This is a genomic window from Acidimicrobiales bacterium (assembly GCA_041394245.1).
GTDB lineage: Bacteria > Actinomycetota > Acidimicrobiia > Acidimicrobiales > Aldehydirespiratoraceae > JAJRXC01.
Map to the genome: position 1 here is coordinate 1,727,778 of JAWKIR010000002.1, position 17,290 is coordinate 1,745,067.

At 67.6% G+C, this 17,290-nt stretch carries 14 protein-coding genes; 6 read left to right on the forward strand and 8 right to left on the reverse strand.

The window, feature by feature from the left end:
- Positions 1-5: 5 nt before the first annotated feature.
- Both R2707_08730 and R2707_08735 read right to left on the reverse strand, forming a co-directional pair.
- Positions 6-2,159, reverse strand: coding sequence for a cation:proton antiporter (locus R2707_08730; GenBank protein MEZ5245165.1), 2,154 nt, complete (start codon positions 2,157-2,159; stop codon positions 6-8).
- A gap of 4 nt (positions 2,160-2,163) precedes the next feature.
- On the reverse strand, positions 2,164-2,946 hold the full coding sequence (locus R2707_08735; GenBank protein ID MEZ5245166.1) for an exodeoxyribonuclease III: 783 nt from the start codon (positions 2,944-2,946) through the stop codon (positions 2,164-2,166).
- A gap of 76 nt (positions 2,947-3,022) precedes the next feature.
- Between R2707_08735 and R2707_08740 the strand changes: the two genes are divergently transcribed.
- Positions 3,023-6,808 carry a multifunctional oxoglutarate decarboxylase/oxoglutarate dehydrogenase thiamine pyrophosphate-binding subunit/dihydrolipoyllysine-residue succinyltransferase subunit gene (locus R2707_08740; GenBank protein MEZ5245167.1) on the forward strand — a complete coding sequence of 1,262 codons (3,786 nt, stop codon included), beginning with the start codon at positions 3,023-3,025 and terminating at the stop codon, positions 6,806-6,808.
- 13 nt (positions 6,809-6,821) lie between these two features.
- Here the strand turns inward: R2707_08740 and R2707_08745 are convergent, their stop codons facing one another.
- Genes R2707_08745 through R2707_08755 form a run of 3 tightly spaced genes read right to left on the reverse strand, consistent with a single transcriptional unit; the run spans position 6,822 to position 9,000 of the window.
- On the reverse strand, positions 6,822-7,547 hold the full coding sequence (locus R2707_08745; protein ID MEZ5245168.1) for a hypothetical protein: 726 nt from the start codon (positions 7,545-7,547) through the stop codon (positions 6,822-6,824).
- Complete coding sequence (locus tag R2707_08750; GenBank protein ID MEZ5245169.1) at positions 7,544-8,320, reverse strand: SatD family protein; 777 nt, start codon at positions 8,318-8,320, stop codon at positions 7,544-7,546. The genes R2707_08745 and R2707_08750 overlap by 4 nt, the downstream gene beginning before the upstream one ends.
- Positions 8,321-8,364: 44 nt before the next feature.
- A complete protein-coding gene (locus R2707_08755) occupies positions 8,365-9,000 on the reverse strand; it encodes an HAD-IA family hydrolase (protein MEZ5245170.1) in 636 nt (211 codons plus the stop codon).
- A 35-nt stretch (positions 9,001-9,035) separates the two neighbouring features.
- Here R2707_08755 and R2707_08760 point away from each other — a divergent pair, with 35 nt between their 5' ends.
- The 4 genes from R2707_08760 to R2707_08775 all read left to right on the forward strand — a co-directional run bounded on the left by R2707_08760 (position 9,036) and on the right by R2707_08775 (position 13,581).
- A complete protein-coding gene (locus tag R2707_08760; GenBank protein ID MEZ5245171.1) occupies positions 9,036-10,289 on the forward strand; it encodes a hypothetical protein in 1,254 nt (417 codons plus the stop codon).
- A gap of 11 nt (positions 10,290-10,300) precedes the next feature.
- A complete protein-coding gene (gene ettA / locus R2707_08765; protein ID MEZ5245172.1) occupies positions 10,301-12,001 on the forward strand; it encodes an energy-dependent translational throttle protein EttA in 1,701 nt (566 codons plus the stop codon).
- A 125-nt stretch (positions 12,002-12,126) separates the two neighbouring features.
- On the forward strand, positions 12,127-12,294 hold the full coding sequence (locus tag R2707_08770; protein ID MEZ5245173.1) for a hypothetical protein: 168 nt from the start codon (positions 12,127-12,129) through the stop codon (positions 12,292-12,294).
- A 78-nt stretch (positions 12,295-12,372) separates the two neighbouring features.
- Positions 12,373-13,581: a DUF222 domain-containing protein gene (locus R2707_08775; protein ID MEZ5245174.1), complete on the forward strand. Its 1,209-nt coding sequence runs from the start codon at positions 12,373-12,375 to the stop codon at positions 13,579-13,581.
- Positions 13,582-13,657: 76 nt separating this feature from the next.
- Here R2707_08775 and cysC read toward each other — a convergent pair whose 3' ends face one another.
- From cysC to cysD, 3 genes are read right to left on the reverse strand one after another with little or no spacing between them, the layout of a single operon-like run.
- On the reverse strand, positions 13,658-14,251 hold the full coding sequence (cysC, locus tag R2707_08780; protein ID MEZ5245175.1) for an adenylyl-sulfate kinase: 594 nt from the start codon (positions 14,249-14,251) through the stop codon (positions 13,658-13,660).
- Between the two features lie 3 nt (positions 14,252-14,254).
- Positions 14,255-15,511, reverse strand: a complete 1,257-nt coding sequence (cysN, locus tag R2707_08785; protein ID MEZ5245176.1) for a sulfate adenylyltransferase subunit CysN — start codon at positions 15,509-15,511, stop codon at positions 14,255-14,257.
- Positions 15,511-16,416 carry a sulfate adenylyltransferase subunit CysD gene (gene cysD / locus R2707_08790; protein MEZ5245177.1) on the reverse strand — a complete coding sequence of 302 codons (906 nt, stop codon included), beginning with the start codon at positions 16,414-16,416 and terminating at the stop codon, positions 15,511-15,513. Before cysD ends, cysN begins: the two co-directional genes overlap by 1 nt.
- A gap of 107 nt (positions 16,417-16,523) precedes the next feature.
- Between cysD and R2707_08795 the strand changes: the two genes are divergently transcribed.
- Positions 16,524-17,285, forward strand: a complete 762-nt coding sequence (locus R2707_08795; GenBank protein MEZ5245178.1) for a 3'(2'),5'-bisphosphate nucleotidase CysQ — start codon at positions 16,524-16,526, stop codon at positions 17,283-17,285.
- Positions 17,286-17,290: the final 5 nt, after the last annotated feature.

Sequence of the window (17,290 nt, forward strand, 5' to 3'; positions counted from 1 at the left end):
GCAGATCAGCGAGCGTCGGCGCCGTCGCTGCGCATCCGGTACGGGTGCGCCACGACCACCACCGTCGCGTCGGACTGCTCGAGCACCGTCTCGACGGTGTTGCCGAGGAAGGGACGGCCGTCGACATTGCGCAACTGGGCACCGAGCACCACCAGGTCCGCCGCCTCGGATCGCGCCGCGTCGACGAGCGCGGTGCCGGCGGTGGCGGACTCGCGCACGAGAGTCCGGGGCTCGATGGCGGACTCGGCGGCGAGGTTCACGGCACCCGCCACGAGCTGTTCGGCGACGGCGAGTTCGGGGTCGCTGTCGCGACCGCGACGTCCGAAGATCCGAGGCAGGGGCGAGGTCCGGTTGAGCACGTGGGTCAGGACGACCTCGGTGCCGAGCGCGGCCGAGATCGAGAAGGCGACCTCCTGCGCGGACCGACTCGAACGCGTGCCCGTGACCGGGACGATCACCCGACCGAACGCGGCCGGGAGCGGACGGTCGAGACCGCGGGCCCTCCGCACGATCACGAGCGGGAGGGTCGAGCGGAGCAGGAGTTCGTCGACCATCGGCGAGTAGAGCTGACCCTCGTGGCGCTCCGCGACACCGACCGCGATCACGCCGTAGCCGAGGAGCGACTCGGCCAGGATCTCGCCGGCGACGTCGGTTCCCTTGACCTGACGATGATCGATCTCGCGTTCGTCGAGCACCGCCTCGACCACGGAGATGTCGGGCCACTCGCCCCGCTCGCTCACCGACACGATCGTCGCCGGTGCCTCGGGGGGCCACACGAACTGGACCAGTTGGGCCGCCGCGATCGAGGCCGCCTCGCCCCGGGAAGGAAGGAGGATCCGCGACGACTTCACCACCAGGTTTCGACTGAGCGCCTCCTCGCGTTCGAGACGGCGCTGTTCATCGGGTGATCCCAGCCAGTCGCGCACGGCGATGCGCAAGCTGACCGCGGCGAACACCGAGGTGACCAGCGGCACGATCACGATCACCGTGTAGGCGGTCTCGTTGAAGACGCCGAGGGAGAGGCCGACCGATGCGATCACGATCTCGAGGGCTCCTCGGGCGTTGAGGCCCGCCCCCAGAGCGGTCGCGGCGCGATTGCTCTGCCCTGCGAGTCGCGCCCCGACGAACGCGCCGGCGAACTTCGCCACGATCGCGACGGCGACGACCACGCCGGCCCAGAACAGCGCGTCGCCCTCGCGCAACAGACCCAGATCGACCCGCAGACCCGCGGTGGCGAAGAACACCGGCGCAAGGAACGTGGTCGTCAGCGACTCGATGTGATCGAGAACTTCGGGCTGCTGGAAGCGCGACCGGTGCAGCACGACGCCGGCCACGAACGCACCGAGCACCGCCTCGATCCCGAGGGCCTGGGTGGCGACGCCGTAGGCGAGCATCGTGAACACGGCGACGGTCATGGCACCCGACAGGTTGGGACCGTCGCGACGCACCCACCGAAGGGCGCGGTCGACGACCCGCTGCCCGACCGTCATGGCCAGGGCGAGGAAGGCACCGAGGCCGAGCACCGTCTTCAGCACGGCCGACAACGACACGGATCCCGAGGTGGCGAAGCCGGTGAAGACGGCGAGCATGACCCACCCGACGACATCGTTGGCCATGCCCGCGGCGACCGTGATCTGGCCGAAGTCGCGGCGCATGAGGCCCAACTCGGAGAGGATCTTGGCGATCACCGCGAGCGCGGAGACCGAAAGTGCCGCGGCCACGAAGAGGGCGAACACGGTGCGGTCGGCATCGTCGCCGATGAACGTCTCAGGAAGGAGGAGCCCGACGGCGAGGCCGCCGATCAGCGGCACGACGAGGCTGAATCCCGTGACCAGCGCGGCGGCGCGACCGAGTCGCCGGACCAGCGCGAGGTCGGTCTCGAATCCGGCTGTGACGAGGAGCAGCGCGACGCCGAGCCAGCTGACGGCCAAGAGCGCGCCCGAGGAGATCTCGTGATCGGGAAGGAACCACTCGAAACCGTCGCCCCAGACCCGACCGAAGATCGACGGGCCGAGGATGACGCCCGCCGCGAGCTGCCCGATGACCGACGGGAGGTTGATCCGGCGCATGAGCGATCCGCAGATCCGCGCCATCCCGACGAGCACCAGGAGCTGGGTCCAGAAGACGAGGAGCTCGTGCTCGTCGAGAGGGGTCAGCACGGACTCACCGAGCACCGTCGATCAACACCGGAGCATGGTCGCTCGGTGGATCGTCCTTGGGCCCCTTGCGCTCGTTGCGATCGACGAGCGCGGTGTCGATGCCGTCGGCCACGCTGCGAGTGGCGAGCACGAGATCGATGCGCATGCCCATCTTCTTGTGGAAGTTGCCGCCGCGATAGTCCCACCACGAGAAGAGGCCGTCATCGGCATGGTGTTCGCGGAACACGTCGATCAGGCCCCAATCGAGGAGCATCGCGATCTTCTCGCGCTCAGCGGCGCTGGTATGGGTCTGGTCGACGAACTTCGACGGGTCGTAGACGTCGCGGTCGTCGGGCGCGATGTTGAAGTCGCCGCACACGACGACATCGTCGGACGGGCGACACTGGCCATCGAGGTCGGCATGGAGCCGATCGAGCCACCGGAGCTTGTACTGATAGTGCTCGTGGTCGAGGGAACGGCCGTTGGGGATGTAGCACGACGCGATCCGGACACCGCCGCAGGTGGCCCACGCCACGCGGGCCTCGGGGTCGGGAGCCTCACCGTCACCGAACCCCGCGATCGGCTCGTCGAGTCCCACCCGGCTGAGAATGGCCACACCGTTCCAACGACCCTCGCCGTGATGGAACGACTCGTAGCCGAGGGCCTCGAACGCGAGCGCGGGAAAGGCGTCGTCGGCGAGCTTGGTCTCCTGGAGGCAGAGCACGTCCGGCTCGAAGGTTCGGAGCCAGCGCTCGACTCGTCCGAGCCGGGCGTTGAGCGAGTTGACGTTCCACGTGACGATCCGCACGGCGGCACCCTACCCGGCTCGTGTTCGCCGGATCGCCTCCCCCGCCACCGCCGCTGAATCGTCGTAGACTCCCCCCGTGGCAACCACGGAAAACTCCTCTGATCTCGGCCCCAACGCCTGGCTCGTCGACGAAATGCGCTCCGAATGGACCGCCGACCCGAATTCCGTCGCCCCCGAGTGGCGGGCGATCTTCGAGCGCAATGGTGCGCCGGCCCCGACACCGCCGGTCGCCGCCGCACCGATCGACGTCGGTTCGAGCGTCGTCACCCACCCAGCCGTTGCCCCGTTCGACAACTGGGGCGGCCCCGCCGCACGCGCCGCCGCCCCCGCTCCTCCGGCTCCGGCTCCGGCTCCGGCTCCGGCTCCCGAGCCCGCCGCTACCGAGCCCGCCGCACCGGTTGCCGCGGCACCCGCCGAGCCCGCCGCTGCGGCACCTGCTGCGCCCGCTGCGCCCGCGGCACCGGCCGAGACGTCCGAGCCCCACGGCGAGGCCATTCGCGGCGTCGGCGCGCGCATCGTCGCGAACATGGAGGCGTCGCTCGACGTTCCCACCGCCACGAGCTTCCGCCAGGTCCCGGCGAAGCTGCTCGAGGTCAACCGTAAGGTCATCAACGGTCATCTGGGCCGCAAGCAGACCGGCAAGGTCAGCTTCACCCATCTGATCGGCTACGCCGTCGTGCGGGCCATCGCCGACGAGATGCCGGCGATGAACAACACCTACGAGGCCGACGCCGACGGCAAGCCCCGTCTCATCCGCCACCCCCATGTCGGCCTCGGCATCGCCGTCGACCTGGAGAAGCCCGACGGTTCTCGCACCCTGATGGTCCCGTGCATCCGCGACGCCGACACCCTCGACTTCCGCGAGTTCCTCGATCACTACGAGGCGCTCATCACCAAGGTGCGCGACGGCAAGATCTCACCCGACGACTTCGCCGGCACCACGGTGAGCCTCACCAACCCGGGCACGATCGGCACCCTGCAATCGGTGCCCCGACTCATGCCCGGCCAGGGACTGATCGTGGGCGTCGGCTCGATCGCCTTCCCGACCGAGTTCGAGGCGGCCGACCCCGCGAAACTGGCCGACCTCGGCGTCTCGAAGGTCATCACCCTCACCTCGACCTACGACCACCGGATCATCCAGGGCGCTGAATCCGGGATGTTCCTGAAGAAGGTCCACGAGCTGCTGCTCGGCGAGGACGACTTCTACGTCGACATCTTCCGCGCCCTCGACGTGCCCTACGAGGCCGTCAAGTGGCGGCGCGACGTCAACCCCGTCGACCGAGATCACGCGCTGCTCGAGAAGCAGGCCAAGGTCAACCAGCTCATCAACATGCATCGTGTGCGTGGCCACCTGATCGCGGACCTCGATCCGCTCCAGGTGAAGGAACCGAAGATGCACGCCGAGCTCGACCCGGCGACCTACGGACTCACCATCTGGGACCTCGATCGCGAGTTCCTGACCGGCACCGACACCGGCATCTACGCCCAGGTCGGCGGCCGGGCCCGCATGCCGCTCGGCGATCTGCTGGGTGTGCTGCGCGACGCGTACTGCCGCACCGTCGGCGTCGAGTACATGCACATCCAGGACCCCGTCGAGAAACGATGGATGCAGGAGCAGCTCGAGGGCGCCGACCGCACGATCACGTCCGACGAGCAGCACCACATCCTCTCGCGGCTCAATGCGGCCGAGGCGCTGGAGACGTTCCTCGGCACCAAGTACGTCGGCCAGAAGCGCTTCGGCATCGAGGGTGCGGAGAGCACGATCCCGCTGGTCGATGCCGTGATCGGCGCGGCCGCCGATGCCGGCATGGCCGACGTCGTGATGGGCATGGCCCACCGCGGCCGGCTCAACGTGTTGGTCAACATCGTCGGCAAGACCTACGGCGAGCTCTTCAACGAGTTCGAAGGCGGGTCGATCGGATCGATGACCCAGGGCTCGGGTGATGTGAAGTACCACCTCGGGCAGACCGGTGTCTTCGAGAGCCGCAACGGCAACACCATCCCCGTCGAACTCGCGGCCAACCCGTCCCACCTCGAAGCGGTCGACCCGGTCGTCGTCGGCATGGTGCGGGCCAAGATGGATCTGATCGACATCGATTCGGGCTACGACGAGTACCCCGTCCTCCCGTTGCTGATCCACGGCGATGCCGCGTTCGCCGGTCAGGGCGTGGTGGCCGAGACGCTCAACCTCTCGCAGATCCACGGCTATCGCGTGGGCGGCACCATCCACGTCATCATCAACAATCAGCTGGGCTTCACCACCACGCCCGACGTGGCCCGATCGACCGAGTACTCGACCGACGTCGCGAAGATGATCCAGGCGCCGATCTTCCACGTCAACGGCGACGATCCCGAGGCATGTGTGCGGGTGGCCCGTCTCGCCTTCGCGTACCGCCAGCAGTTCAACAAAGACGTCGTGATCGACATGATCTGCTACCGGCGCCACGGCCACAACGAGGGCGATGATCCGAGCTACACGCTGCCGGAGATGTATCGCCGCATCGACGCCCGTCCGTCGGTGCGCGCCCAGTACACCACCTCGCTCGTCAAGCGCGGCGACCTCACCTCCGAGGAGGAAGAGGCCGCACTCGACGACTTCAAGACCCGTCTCCAGGCCGCGCTCGACGGGACCCGCGAGATCGTCAAGGACCCCAACGAGCGGGCCATGCCGCCGATCGAACCCGTCGGTGTACTCCCCCATCTCCGCACGGCGATCGACCGTGCTGCCGTCGACCGGATCTATCAGGCACTGTCGACGACGCCCGAGGGGTTCACGGTCCATCCGAAGCTGGCCCAGCAGTTCGCCAAGCGCGACGAGATGTTCGCCGAGGGCGAGATCGACTGGGCCCTCGGCGAGGCCATGGCGTTCGGCTCGCTCCTCCTCGAGGGCACCTCGATCCGCCTGGCCGGCCAGGACTCCCGTCGCGGCACGTTCAGCCACCGCCACTCGACATTGGTCGACTTCGAGACCAACGCCGACTACGTGCCCCTCTCCACGCTTGCGTCGGGCGACACGAACCTGTGGATCTACGACTCGCTGCTGAGCGAATACGCCGCGCTCGGCTTCGAGTACGGCTACTCCATCACCAACCGCGATGCGCTCGTGCTGTGGGAGGCCCAGTTCGGCGACTTCGCCAACGGCGCCCAGATCATCATCGACCAGTTCCTCGTCGCCGCGAAGGACAAGTGGAAGCAGGACTCCGGCCTCGTCATGTTGCTCCCCCACGGCTACGAGGGCCAGGGACCGGAGCACTCGTCGGCCCGCATCGAACGCTTCCTCCTGCTCGCGGCGGAGGACAACATGCAGATCTGCAACGCGACCACCGCGAGCCAGTTCTTCCATCTCCTGCGTCGCCAGATGCTCCAGGACCATCGCACCCCGCTGATCGTCTTCACTCCGAAGTCGCTGCTGCGGGCCAAGCAGTCACGGTCGCCGGTCGCCGACCTGCTCTCGGGGACCTTCGAGGAGCTGCTGCCCGACCGCACCATCGACGACCCGAGTGCGGTGCAGCGACTCGTGCTGTGCAGCGGGAAGGTGGCCGTCGATGCCGAGGCCGAACGCGACCGTCTCGGCGTTCCGGTGGCCATCGCCCGCGTCGAACAGCTCTACCCGTGGCCCTTCGACGCCGTCGCCGCGGAGCTCGCCCGCTACCCCAACGCCACCGAGATCGTGTGGCTGCAGGAGGAGCCGGAGAACATGGGTGCGTGGAACGCGATCAAGGGGCGTCTCTACGAACGCCACCAGGACACCCACGCGATCCGTCGGGTGAGTCGCTTCGAGTCGGGCAGCCCGGCCTGCGGCAGCATCAAGGTGCACGCCCAGGAACAGGCCGAACTCCTCGAACGCGCGCTGGTGGTCTGACCCGTCGGGCCGACTACCCCGGCCCGGCTCCCAGGACGGCCGCGCACAGGGCCAGACCCCAACTCGCCAACGAACCGATGACGACGTACTCGGTCGTCTCCTGGATCCGACTCTTCTGATTGAGTTCAGGGAACCGGAGCAGCGACTTCGCCGCAACGACGAAGCCGGCGATCGTCGGCGCACCGGCGATCAACGAGCCGAAGATCACCAGACGCTCGATCGGGCCGATCACCCGCCCGCCCTTGACCGAGTCGTCCGGGGCATCGTGGACCCGGACCCCTTCGAGTGCGAGCACGAGGCGCACCACACTGTTGGCCGTGGCCACCAGCATGAGACCGAGGCCGATGACGACCAGGGCGCGGTCGTCGCCCGTCGACTGCAGCACCGGGATCCGGAGGTCCTCCCAGATCCACTGCCATTGCCCGCCGTCGGCGATGTCGACCCGACTGTCGAACACCACGGCAGCGGCGAGTCCGACACCGAGATGGGCGAGGGGCCACGCCGCGGCGACCTCGCGACGGCGCAGCTCCTGCCATCCCGCGACGATCGCCACGCTGAGGGAGAGCACGCCGAAGAACGCGACCGTGTCCTGGCCGGTGAGTGCGGCGCAGATGCCGCCGACGATCACGGCCACGAGCGTCGCGAGGACGACCGCCCTCGGCGTGCGCGGTTCACCGGTCAGCCCGTGGACGAGGTCGCCGGCCGCGACTGCGATGAGGATGACCGCGAACGTGCTCACGCCGACAAGCTTCCCAGGGCGTGGGTCAACTCGCGAAGATGATTCCGGGATCGCCGCATCGACACCGAGTTGGCGGCCACCCCGAGCCGTTCGGCCAGCGGTGCGGTGGGTCCGCCCGCGAGGTCGTGGAGCACCACGAGCGCGTCCTGCGCGTCGAGCAGACCGAGGTTGCGGTCGAGGAGCGCGAGATAGCTGTCGAGCAGCGGGCCCGGCACGACGTCGAGCGGACGGGGTGCAGGCAATCCCGGCGCCGTGGCGGCACGGTCGTCGGGCGCACTGTTGTCGGGCGTACTGTCGTCCGCAGCGCCCCGAGGAAGGTCGGCGGCCGTGCGGCGCTCGTAGCCGGCCCACGCGGTGGAGTCGGCGACTGCATCGAGGGCGGCCCGGGCCCGCCACCAGGCGGGGCCGTCCTGGGCCAACGGTGCGCGCGCCGGATCTCTGACCACGATGGCGCCCCATCCGATGCCGGCTCGAGCGTCGATCCCTTCGACCCGAAGGAGCAGGCGCAACTCGGCCACGAGGCGCAGCGCGGCGAGCACCGAGGAACAGGTCGCCTGCATCTCATCACCCACCGTGATCGCGAGCGGGTCGAGGACCTCGCCGGGACGGCCGGCCGCACGTTCACCGACAGCCGCCACCGCCGCCAGGAGGTGGTCCTGCAACTCGGCGCGCGACGGTGCAGCTCGCGACTCGACCACGTCGATGATCACGGCGGCGTAGCCGGTGTGGGCCGGGAACTCATGAATGGCTGGAGATGTACCTGACCTCACCATAATGGTGAGTTTAATCTCACCTCCAGCTTGATTTCAACCGAATCTCAATCTGTGAGTGAGAATCCGACCACCGATTCGAGCTCCGCCAGTGCCCGGGCGGGATCGACGACCTTGATCGTCGTCATCCCCATCGCCCTGGCCGGTTTGAGATTGACGCCCAGATCATCGAGGAACACACACTCGTCGGGCCGCACTCCCAGTCGTTCACAGGCGATCTCGTAGAAGCGCGGTTCGGGCTTGCGCACACCGACGACGCTCGACTCGACGACCTCGTCGAACATCTCGAAGATCGCGTCGAGATCACCCCGGGCATCATGTGCGCCTCCTGCGGCCGGATCGCGGAAGTTGTTGGTGAGCATCGCGGTCTTGAGCCGCTCCCCGCACCGCCGCACCGCCTCGACCATCTCAGGACGGACATGTCCCCTGAGCGCGTCGAGAACTCGACGGGCATCGACGACGTGGCCGAGCGCGGCCGCCTCCTGCTCGAACACTTCGGCGAACCCGACGGGGTCGAGTTCGCCGCGCTCGAATCGGGCCCAGGCGTTGACATCGGGGTTGGTCGCGTTGATGCCGCGGATGGTGTCGGGAGCAAGCCCCGCCTCGGCCTCGTAGGCGTTGAATGCGTCGAAGGGGCTCGAGAGGATCACGCCCCCGAAATCGAACAGAGCTGCACAGATCACGGCTGCACCCTAGGACGCGTGATTGACTGGCCCTCATGTCCAAAGGCGCACCCGCCCACAAGCACGCTGTCATCGACGGATCGAATCTCGCGACCGAAGGCCGCAAGGAGCCGAGCCTCGCCCAACTCGACGAGGCTGTCCGCGCCATCAGCGCCGAGTACAAGTTCTCGCAGATCACCGTGATCGTCGACGCAACCTTCGAACACCGCGTCGCCGCGTCGGAGACCAAAGCGGCCCGCAAGGCCATCGACGAGAACGACATCCTCACGCCACCGGCAGGGGTGATCGGCCGAGGCGACGCGTTCATCCTCCAGGTCGCCGACCGAGCCGATGCCGTCGTGTTCTCGAACGACTCCTTCCAGGAGTTCCACGGAACCTACAAGTGGCTCTTCGACGAGGGCCGCCTCATCGGCGGCAAGCCCGTCCCCGGCGTCGGCTGGATCTATGTCGCCCGCTCGCCGGTGCGCGGCCCGGTGAGCCGTCGCGCCACCGCAGAAGGCCGACGAGCCGAGAAACCGAAGACCGAGGCCGCGTCCGACTCCACGTCCGGGAGCAGGCGGAGAGCGGCAAGCCGAGCCGAGTCGGCGACCAACGCCGATGTCGAGTCGAAGCCGGCGTCTCGCACCAGGAAGGCGGCGGCCCCGCCTCCGACCACACGTCGTTCCACGCCCAAGGCGACCGCATCGAGCGAGGGCAGCAACGACCCGACGACCTGGAAGACGTTCAAGGCCGACTTCCCCGTCGGGAGCACGATCGCCGCGCAGGTCGACCGGTTCTCGTCGCACGGTGCCTACGGGTCGGTCGACGACGTCATCATCTACCTCCCCAACCGCCTGCTCGGTGATCCTCCACCGACCAAGGCCCGCGACGTGATCGAGTTGGGCGACACGGTCGATTTCGTGATCCACCGCTACGACGACGAGCGATACGGCGTCGATGCGGGGCTGGTGCCCGTGCCGGGCGGCGAGCGATCGGCACCGCGTCCAGCGAAGAAGGCGACCGCCAAACGGGCCACGGCCAAGAAGGCGACCACCGCGAAGAAGGCGCCGGCCAAGAAGACGCCGGCCAAGCGGGCGACCGCCAAGAAGGCGCCGGCCAAGCGGGCGACCACCAAGCGGGCGCCGGCCAAGAAGGCAACCGCGGTGAAGGCGACCACTGCGAAAGCCACGACCAAGAAGGCGACCACCGCGAAGAAGGCCACCGCGAAGAAGGCGCCGGCCCGGAAGGCACCGGCGAAGAAGACCGCGGCGAAGAAGACGACCGCGAACAAGCGGGCCACCCGCCGGTAGCTTGATGCGCCATGGCCGCGCAGTTCATCTTCACCATGCACAAGGTCGGACGGTTCATCCCGCCCGACCGTGACGTCCTCAAGGACATCACCCTCTCCTTCTACCCGGGAGCCAAGATCGGCGTCCTCGGGCCGAATGGCGCCGGCAAGTCCACACTGCTGCGGATCATGGCGGGCATCGACCAGGACTTCTCCGGAGATGCCCGCCTGACCGACGGATTCACCGTGGGGATGCTCGAACAAGAGCCGCATCTCGACCCGGCGAAGGATGTCATGGGCAACGTGATGGACGGTGTCGGTGAGGTCGCCGGCCTGCTGGCGGAATACGACCAGGTCCTCGCCGGGTGGTCCGATCCCGACGCCGACTACGAAAAGCTCGGCGCCAAGCAGGCCGACCTCGAATCGAAGATCGAAGCCGCGGGAGCGTGGGACCTCCAACGCAACGTCGAAATCGCGATGGATGCCCTTCGCACGCCCCCGGGCGACACTGCAGTCGACAACCTGTCGGGCGGCGAGGCCCGCCGGGTGGCGATGGCTCGGCTCCTGCTGTCCAAGCCCGACCTGCTGCTGCTCGACGAGCCGACGAACCATCTCGACGCCGAGTCCGTGGCCTGGCTCGAGCGCACACTGCAGGACTACAACGGCACCGTCGTCGCCATCACCCACGATCGCTACTTCCTCGACAACGTCGCCGGCTGGATCCTCGAACTCGATCGCGGTCGTGGTATGCCCTTCGAGGGCAACTACTCGGGCTTTCTCGAGCAGAAGGAAGCCCGCTACGCCCAGGAGCAAAAGGACGACGACAAGCGCACTCGTACGCTCCGTCGCGAACTCGAGTGGGTCCGGATGGCACCGAAGGCCCGCCAGGCCAAGGGCAAGGCGCGGCTCCAGCAGTACGAGAAGCTGCTCGAGGAGCAAAAGCACGCCGAAGGCCGCGTCAACGATCTCGAGATCGTCATCCCGGCCGACACCCGACTCGGCGACCTGGTCATCGAGGCCGAGGGCATCACGAAGGGATTCGGCGACAAGCTGCTCATCGACGACCTCTCGTTCTCGCTTCCCCCGGCCGGCATCGTCGGTGTGATCGGCGCCAACGGCGCCGGCAAGTCGACCTTGTTCAAGATGATCATCGAGGCCGCGGAGCAGACGGGCGACAGCGCGGCGAAGCCCGACAGCGGCACGCTGCGCATCGGCCCCACGGTCACGCTCGGCTATGTCGACCAGAACCGGACACTCGACCCCGACAAGACCGTCTACGAGGAGATCACCGGAGGCGTCGACAACCTGACCATCGGCGGCCGCGAGATGCACGGACGGGCGTATGTCGCGTCCTTCAACTTCCGGGGCTCCGACCAGCAGAAGAAGGTCGGCACGCTCTCGGGTGGCGAGCGCAACCGGGTGCATCTGGCCAAGGTCCTGAAGGAGGGCGCCAACGTGTTGCTGCTCGACGAGCCGACCAACGACCTCGATGTCGACACCCTGCGCGCCCTCGAGGATGCCGTCGAGGCCTACGCGGGCTGTGCGGTGATCATCAGCCACGATCGCTGGTTCCTCGACCGGGTGGCGACCCACATCCTCGCCTTCGAGGGCGACTCCCAGGTGCGCTGGTTCGAGGGCAACTTCACCGACTACGCCGACTATCGCAAGCGCGAACACGGCGTCGACGCCATGCGGCCCCAGCGCATCAAGTACAAGCCCGTCAGCCGCGCCTGACCCGCCACAGTCGGCGGTCGCCCTAAGAATTCCGGGTGGGCCTCCGATGATGAGGCATGGCCAGAGCCGCAACAAAGACCAAGTGGAAGAGCCGTGCAGTCACTCGCTTGATCGAGGCGGGATCCATGACCGAGTGCTCGTACTGCGAAGAACGAGTGAAGTTCAAGGCCCGTGAGCGCCATCAACAGGTGATCTGCAACGTCTACGTCGACGGTGCCTGGGACCGGGTGGAGCACTACCACGAGCCCTGCTACACCGAGGCCGGCAAGCCCTTCGGCGACCCCATCGACTGAGACGCGAGCCCTTCCGGCCGCCTTGATCGGGGCTGATCGGTGGGGATGGGTGTCATACCCTTTCGGTAGTTTTCGTGTATGGGTCTGGCGGAGTTGGATGATCTGAGTGAGGCGATACGGCTGGCGGCGAAGGTCGACTTCGCGTGTCTGCCGGGGGTCGAGGTCGAGGCGTCGGCGGTGGCGGTGCAACGTCTGAAGGCCCAGTTGGCCGCGTTGGAGGCCGAGGTGGTCGGGGCGTACGACGCGTCGATGCAGTGGGCGGCGGGGCAGCATCGTTCCGTGAAGGTGGCGCTGCGGCATCGGTGCCGGATGCATAGCGGTGAAGCGTCGTCGGTGGTGTCGTTGGCGCGGGCGTTGCGGTCGATGCCGGGCACTGCGTTGGCGCTTTCCGATGGGGCGATCACGGCGAACCACGCCCGTCGGTTGGCGCGGGCGGCGTCTCGGCCGGAGTTCGTCGAGGCGGAGTCGTTCCTGCTCGCCAAGGCGGGGTCGTTGTCGTTTCGAGATTTCGAGCGGGCGGTGGCGTATTGGGAGCAGGTGGTCGACGAGGCCCGCCGGGGCGACGACCCGGAGCCGCCCGATCCGCGTGAGGTCAACCGGGAGGCGCACGTGTCGAAGACGCTGGCCGACATGGTCCGGGTCGATGCGTGGTTGGATCCGGTCGGTGGTGCCACGTTCGCCGAGGCGCTGCGCCGTATCGAGACCGAGTTGTTCGACGCCGATTGGCAACAGGCCAAGGCCGAATACGGCGACGCGGTCACCGTCGACCGGCTGTGGCGCACCCCCGCGCAACGGCGGGCCGATGCGTTGGTGGAGATGGCGGTGCGGGCGTCGACCGCACCCGTCGACGGGGCCCGGCCGCTGCCGCTCGTGATCATCCATGCCGACATCGACACGTTCACGATCGCCCTCTCGAACTATCTCGGCGTCGAAGGCCCGGCACCGGTCGGCGGCATCGAGCGGTTGTGCGAGCTCGACGACGGCACCGTCATCTCACCCACCCGCATGATCGAACAGGCCCTGGCCGGCCACGTGCGCCGACTCGTGTTCGCATCACCCGGCGTGATCCTCGACTACGGCCGCAAGCAACGGCTCTTCACCGGCGCGCTACGAGAGGCCGTCTGCGCCCGCGACCGGGTCTGCGACCACGACGGCTGCGAGATCCCGGCCCGGCACTGCGAGATCGACCATGTGAAGGAATGGGACGGCGGCGGCCACACCAGCCACCACAACGGCAAGGCTCGCTGCAGCTTCCACCACCGCAACTGGAAACCCAGACCCGGCTAACCCGGCCGAAGCCCGGTGAAGAACGAGAACGCTGAGCGCACGAGCAGCGGCACTGTGATCGCGCGGGTTGTGCGGCTCATCCGAGCAGCGTGAGAACCCGGGCAGCCATCTCGTCGGCGTCGCCGTCTTCGGGGACCAGCCGCAGCTCCGGCGACAGGGGCGGCTCGTAGGGATCGTCGATGCCGGTGAACCCCGTGATCTCGCCGGCCCGCGCCTTCGCGTAGAGGCCCTTCACGTCGCGTTGCTCGCACAGCTCGATCGGGGTGTCGACGAACACCTCGAAGAACGGCACGTCGGCGGCCTGGTGCAGGGCTCGGGCGTTGTCGCGGGCAGCACGATAGGGAGAGACCAGCGGTATCAGCGCCACCACGCCGGCATCGCCGAAGAGCCGGCCGACCTCGGCGACGCGCCGCACGTTCTCGTCGCGGTCCTCGGCGGAGAAGCCGAGATCGCCGTTGAGTCCCATCCGGACGTTGTCGCCGTCGAGCACATAGCAGGGCCGACCGACCTCGAGCAGAGCCTTCTCGACGGCGGTCGCGACCGTCGACTTGCCCGAACCCGAAAGGCCCGTGAACCACACCGTCGCCCCACGATGACCGATCGCATCCCAGCGTTCGGTCTGCGAGAGATGCCCGGGATGCCAGACGACGTTCGGACTCTGCGACGCCACGAGCTACGACGACTCGCCGAGGATCATGCCGGCGCCGACGGTCACGTTGGTGGCCTCATCGATCAGGATGAAGCTGCCCGTGAGACGGTTGCGCCGGTACTCGTCGAAGAAGAGCGGGGCCTGGGTACGCAACCGCACACGGCCGATCTCGTTGAGTCCGAGCTCGATCGACTCCTCGTCGCGGTGCAACGTGTTGATGTCGAGGTGGTACTGGAGGTCCTTGACGATCGCTTTGGTGGTGCGGGTCGTGTGCTTGATGACCAGCTTGGCGCCGACGCCGAGATTGACCCGCTCACTCATCCAGCAGACCATCGCGTCGACGTCCTGTGAGGCGACGGGTTGGTTGTTGGGGCGGCAGATCATGTCGCCACGGGAGATGTCGATCTCGTCGTTGAGCCGCACCGTCACCGCCATCGGCGCGAACGCCTCATCGAGCGGACCATCGAGGGTCTCGATCGACTTGATGGTGGACTGGAATCCCGACGGCAACACCACGACATCGTCGCCGGGGCGCAGCACGCCGCCGGCGATCGTGCCGGCATAGCCGCGATAGTCGTGGAACTCGTCGGACTGCGGACGGATCACGTACTGCACGGGGAACCGGGTGTCGATGTGGTTCCGGTCGGAGGCGATGTGGACCTCTTCGAGGTGATGCAACAACGACGGACCCTCGTACCAGCCCATGTTGGCCGAGCGCTCGACGACATTGTCGCCGTGGAGCGCCGACACCGGGATGAAGGTGAGGTCGGCGATGTCGAGCTTGCTCGCGAACGCACGGAACTCGTCCTTGACCTCCTCGAAACGCTGTTGGTCGTAGTCGACGAGGTCCATCTTGTTGACCGCGAGCACGAGGTGCGGAATACGCAACAGCGACGCAAGGAACGCGTGCCGCCGCGACTGCTCGAGCACACCCTTGCGAGCATCGAGCAGCACGATCGCCAGATCCGCCGTGGAGGCGCCGGTGACCATGTTGCGCGTGTACTGCGTGTGGCCCGGGGTGTCGGCGATGATGAACTTGCGCTTCGGTGTGTGGAAGTAGCGGTAGGCGACATCGATCGTGATGCCCTGCTCGCGCTCTGCCCGCAGCCCGTCGGTGAGGAGCGCCAGATTGGTGTATTCGGTGCCCATCTGGACCGACGCGCGCTCGACGGCCTCCATCTGGTCCTCGAAGATCGTCTTCGTGTCGTAGAGCAGCCGTCCGATGAGGGTCGACTTGCCGTCGTCGACCGAACCGGCGGTTGCGAATCGGAGCATCTCCATTAGAAGTACCCCTCCTTCTTGCGGTCTTCCATCGCCGCTTCAGAGACCCGGTCGTCGGCCCGCGTGGCACCGCGTTCGGTGATGCGCGTCGCCGCGACCTCCTCGATGATCTTGTCGATCGTGTCGGCGGACGACTCGACGGCGCCGGTGCAGCTCATGTCGCCGACCGTGCGATAGCGCACCGTCTCCGTGAACGGCTCCTCGTCGTCCATGAGGGTGATGAAAGGACCCGTCGACAGCAGCATGCCGTCGCGCTCGAACACCTCTCGCTGGTGTGCGAAGTAGACGTTGGGGATCTCGATTCCCTCTTCCTTGATGTACTGCCAGATGTCGAGCTCGGTGTAGTTCGAGATCGGGAAGACGCGGATGTGTTCGCCCCGGTTGATACGGCCGTTGTAGAGACTCCAGAGCTCGGGGCGCTGGTTCTTGGGGTCCCACTGTCCGAACTCGTCGCGGAACGAATAGACCCGCTCCTTCGCCCTGGCCTTCTCCTCGTCACGACGGGCCCCGCCGAAGAGCGCATCGAAACGATGCGTCTCGATGCCATCGAGCAGTGCGGTGGTCTGCAACCGGTTGCGACTCGCCCGAGGACCCGTCTCCTCGACCACCCTTCCCGAGTCGATGGCCTCCTGCACCGAGGCGACCACCAGGCGGGCGCCGAGTTCCTCGACCCGGCGGTCGCGGAACTCGATGACCTCCGGGAAGTTGTGGCCGGTGTCGACATGCATGACCGGGAAGGGCAACTTCGCGGGCCAGAACGCCTTCTCGGCGAGTCGCAGCATCACGATGCTGTCCTTGCCGCCGGAGAACAGCAGACACGGATTCTCGAATTCGGCAGCCACCTCACGGAAGATGTGAATCGATTCCGCTTCGAGCTGTCGCAGGTGGGTCAGGTCGTAGGCCATAGGCAGGGCCAATGTTACGGTCGCCCGGAGCGAACAGGAAATGGGTCACACGAACCCGGGTCCGATTGCCCAGTGACCCCAGCGGTCGGAAACGAGATCCTTGCACCATGCCCGCCACACCCGAAGACCACCGGATCGCCGCCGAACTCGCCGACGAGGCCGGCCGACTCCTCGTCGAACTCCGCGAACGGCTCTCCGCCGCCGACACCCCGGCGGCGATGCTGAAGGCAGAAGGCGACCGCCAGGCCCACGAGCTCTTGATGGAGCGCCTCACGGCGCTGCGACCCGACGACGCCATCCTGTCGGAGGAGGGAAAGGACGATCTCGCCCGTCTCGGCGCCGCCCGCACCTGGATCGTCGACCCCCTCGACGGCACGCGGGAGTTCTCCGAGGTCCCCCGCACCGACTGGGCCGTCCACGTCGCCCTGGTCGAGAACAACCGACCCATCGCGGGCGCGGTCGCCCTGCCCGCCCTCGGACTCGTCCTCTCGACCGGTGCGCCCGCGACACTGTCCGCATCCCCGGCCGTTCCGCCGCGGATGATCGTGTCGCGCAGCCGCCCGCCCGCAGCGGCCACCCACGTGGCCGCGGTTCTCGGCGCCGATCTCGTCGAAATGGGCTCCGCCGGCGCGAAGACCATGGCCGTCATCCGCGGCGAGTGTGAGATCTATGCCCACTCCGGTGGCCAGTACGAGTGGGACTCGTGTGCCCCGGTCGCGGTTGCGGCCGCCGCCGGTTGTCACGTGAGCCGCATCGACGGCAGCGAACTGCTCTACAACCAGGCGGATCCCTATCTCCCGGACCTGCTGGTGTGTCGTCCCGAACTCGCCGAGGCTGCACTCGCGGCGCTCGCGTCGTTCGAGGGCTGATTCTC